The following is a 3,336-nucleotide window of genomic DNA, read 5'->3' as shown; positions in this document are numbered from 1 at the left end:
CGCCAATGCACGCCGCCACGTACGCCGCCGCCGGCCAGTTCGCCATGGGCGGGCCGGTGCTGTTCCCGCTGGCGCTGGTGTACGCGGTGCGAGGGCCCAGGGAGCAGTTCCTGCTGCGCGTGGCGGCGGTGATTCCGCTGCTGTTCTTCGGCTACGCGGCGGCGAAGACGCGGGGCGAGGCGAACTGGCCGGCGGCGGCGTACGTGGCGGCGTGCATTGGCGTGGCGGGGATGCGGCCGGTGTGGCAGCGGGCGGCGGCGTGGAGCGGGATGGCCGTGGTGCTGGCGGTGACGTCGCACCTGTTGTTCCCGGTGCTGACGTTCGAGCGCGACACAGTGCTGGCGAGGACGCACGGCTGGGGCGTGCTGGAGCGGCTGAGGACGCCGGAGCAGCTGTTTCCGGGCATGGCGCCGGGTCCCACGGCGGTCTACGCCCCCACGTATCAGCTGGCTTCGCAGGTGGCGTACACGGCGGGCGTGGAGACGGACACGGTGGGGCCGTCACGGCGCAAGAGCCAGTACGACCTGTGGCCTGAGCTGGAATTGAAGCCCGGGCAGGACGTGCTGTGGTGTTCGGAGAACGGCGCTGCGCCGCCGGAGGAGCTGGTGCAACGCTTTGGTTCCGTGGAGGGCCCCGTGAAGCTCACGGGCGTGTTCCGGGGACGACGGCTGCACACGTTCACGGTGTGGCGGATGCGGACGTTGAGTTCCACCGTGCAGCCATAATCACTCTTCGCCGCGGAGCCAGAACCAACGCCCTTTGGACCGAAGCGCTCCCGCGAGGAACTCCTGAAAGGAGCTGGCAATCTGCGCGCAATACGCAGGGTCAGGGAACGCTTCGTTGTAGCCATCGCGAATGGGGTAGCGCCCCGCCTCCTGGTGGCTCACGTCGAGGAGGATGTAGTTGCCATCCCGGACCTCGCTGATGGCATACCAGGACGGCGGTCCGGCCTGATCCGTATCCTCGTCGCGCATGACCACTCGCGCGCGGGCAATCCGTGACAGCGGCAGGAACGTAAAGGCGGGATCGACGAAGCCAAACGTGGGATCCCGCTGCGCGAACAGCCGGGCCCCATCACAATGCAGGTAGAAAGCGCGCAGGTCCGGGTCCAGGCGCCACCCCACACGCTGCTCGAACGCAGCCAGTTGATCCAGCGTTGCAGGTGGATTGGGAGCGTGGAGGCGCGACACCTCCTCAAGCAGCTCGTTCATCGCCTTGCGCCTATTCTCCATAAGGATAGTCCGTGCCGACGCTCGTCCATGGAGGCGAGTTCGCATAACACTGGTTGTAGAGTTTGAAGAGCGTCTGATGGATGTCCTTGGGAAACGGCAGGATGTTGTCCCAGTCCGTGGGATTGCCGCCATGCCAGAGGTCCCGGATGTGATGTCCCTCGTAGGGGTTCCCGTTCTCCGAGGGCCATGCACCAAAGCGCTTCGCCCACTGCTCCCGGAACTCTGGACGGCTGTCGTCCCACTTGTCGCGGGCGGCCTTGTTCTGGGCGGGGCTGAGCGTTCCGTAGTTGCAGCAGCAGTTCGTCATACCGAACCGGCTCCCAGCTCGCACGACCGTCCCTTCAAAGTCCATCTTCACGTCCGCGAGCCACATGCAGCCCTGGAGAGCGAAGCCACTCCCTGCGCACTTCTCACGGCAGTAGGCCATGAGCTGCGAGCTGCACTGCCACGGGCCATAGTAGACGACGGTGCGGAACTGCCCGCCACCAGGTACGGCCACCAGAGGCCCTACCCACTTCCGAGCCGAGACAGGGTTCGTGGGCGTTGGGCCTTCAGCACATGCTGAAAGGAGCACGATTCCGAGCAGGAGTATCGCCGAACGCCGAGCGGGAACGTTTTCCTTTGCTGTCATGAGCGCGCACCCTACCGCGCTCAGTGGAGAATCCTTCCGGTACGAAACCGGGGGACAAAGTCCTCCCCCGGCTTCGTGACTCACGTCAGGGGCAGAGCATGCCTTCGCGGCGGCATACGCGGTCGCCGCAGAAGCAGGAGTAGCCCGACTGGCAGGGGCCGCACTGCGGGGGCGGATTGGAGCCTCCGTGGTAGCCCTCGCCCGTCACGGTCGCGGTGGCGAGCAGCGTGGTGTGCGCCCGGCCCGAGTAGAGCTTGAACGCGAAGGTGTTGCCCGCGGTGATCCAGGGCGCGGCCTGGCAGAAGTTGTCGCCCCGGGCGAAGAGCACTTCGGACTGGTTGTTCACGCTCACCCAGACCTCTCCCTCGGAGACGCCGCTGACGTCGAAGCAGACGTTCGTCGTCCCCGTCTGCGTCACATCCAGGTTGATGCGCACGTTCGTGGGCGTCGCGCTGATGGTCCCGGTGATGGGATCCGGCTTGTAACAGAGGGTTTCGTTGTAGCCCCAGGTCGAACACGAATAGCCCAGCGTCGTGCAGTGCGCCGAGCAGTATTGATTGAGGATGGTGTAGCCGGACGGGCAGCTGAACACCGGCGCACCGCAGACGTAGTAGCTCGCGGCGTTCTCCTGGGTGGCCAGGGACGCGCCACCCTCCTCACCTGCGTCATGCATGTCCGGGCCCGAGCAGGCCAGGGCCAACGTGGCGATCATCAATGACAGGATGCGCTTCATGGACATCACTCCTCGTACGGGTTCGAGAGAGAAGTAAAAGACCATGTCCACCCCAATTCAGCCACACCCCAAGTGAATACAGCCGCCAACATGACGAAGAGGAACGCAAGGAAGAGCCAGCCCGTGGTCAGCCACGGGTAGAGCCCCACCGCTCCGGCCATCATCGCGAAGGCAATCACCGCGCTGGCCGTGGAGCCCACTTCGTCGGAGTAGAGCTTCTCTCCTCGCTTTGTCGTCCCGGGCCACGCGGTCTTCCGCATCACCTCCCAGTGCAGATACAGGAAGACCATTGCCAGGATGGCCAGCAGCCCCTGGGGATTCAGCGGCGTTCCGGTGCGCTCCGCGTGCGCCACCCAGACGTAGAGGCCGTGGCCCACGTGGAGTTGGATGGCGACTCCAATCATCAGGAACATGCTGCGCTGGTACGCGACCCAGTGCTTCTCCAGCCACCAGAGCAGCGCGTGCACCCTGATGCCCAGGAGGATGGCCGCCCTTACCCAGGACACCGCCAGGTTCGTCCCGAGCAGCACGGCCGCGGGGCGTCTGGTCGTGCAGGGCCCTCCCGTCCGCGCCCTTCATGCGGCGCAGGGCAGCGGCCGGTGGTGAACACCTGAACCCGGTAGGACACCGGCGGTGCGCAATCTGTCGGACAGTCGGACAGGTCGTGGGTTGTAGCCCGGCGGGGGCGTGATGACGGTGCGCCTCCAGCAGGACAGGTGGCGGGCAGGCGGGCGTGGAGG

General features: G+C 66.0%; 4 protein-coding genes and 1 pseudogene. 1 reads left to right on the top strand and 4 read right to left on the bottom strand.

What is annotated here, in order from left to right:
• A pseudogene (locus D7W82_RS38940) lies at window positions 1-725 on the top strand (4-amino-4-deoxy-L-arabinose transferase); the annotation flags it as partial.
• Here the strand turns inward: D7W82_RS38940 and D7W82_RS38935 are convergent.
• From D7W82_RS38935 to D7W82_RS38920, 4 genes are all read right to left on the bottom strand, one after another.
• A complete protein-coding gene (locus D7W82_RS38935) occupies window positions 726-1,211 on the bottom strand; it encodes an SMI1/KNR4 family protein (protein ID WP_120623086.1) in 486 nt (161 codons plus the stop codon).
• A 10-nt stretch (window positions 1,212-1,221) separates the two neighbouring features.
• Window positions 1,222-1,731, bottom strand: a complete 510-nt coding sequence (locus D7W82_RS38930; RefSeq protein WP_120623085.1) for a hypothetical protein — start codon at window positions 1,729-1,731, stop codon at window positions 1,222-1,224.
• A 217-nt stretch (window positions 1,732-1,948) separates the two neighbouring features.
• Complete coding sequence (locus D7W82_RS38925) at window positions 1,949-2,596, bottom strand: hypothetical protein (RefSeq protein WP_147439770.1); 648 nt, start codon at window positions 2,594-2,596, stop codon at window positions 1,949-1,951.
• A 5-nt stretch (window positions 2,597-2,601) separates the two neighbouring features.
• Entirely contained in the window at window positions 2,602-3,126 is a 525-nt protein-coding gene (locus D7W82_RS38920; protein WP_199728001.1) for a hypothetical protein, read from the bottom strand.
• Window positions 3,127-3,336: the final 210 nt, after the last annotated feature.

Origin of the sequence: Corallococcus sp. CA049B, assembly GCF_003611685.1 — a bacterium.
In the GTDB taxonomy this organism is placed as follows: Bacteria; Myxococcota; Myxococcia; order Myxococcales; family Myxococcaceae; genus Corallococcus; species Corallococcus coralloides.
Note: the sequence above shows the minus strand (reverse complement) of the source record. Positions and strands in the feature narration are given on the sequence as shown.

Bases quoted from the DNA above. Each gene is read 5' to 3' on its own strand.
- D7W82_RS38935 (WP_120623086.1), bottom strand. From the start codon at position 1,211: ATGAACGAGCTGCTTGAGGAGGTGTCGCGCCTCCACGCTCCCAATCCA.
- D7W82_RS38925 (WP_147439770.1), bottom strand. From the start codon at position 2,596: ATGAAGCGCATCCTGTCATTGATGATCGCCACGTTGGCCCTGGCCTGC.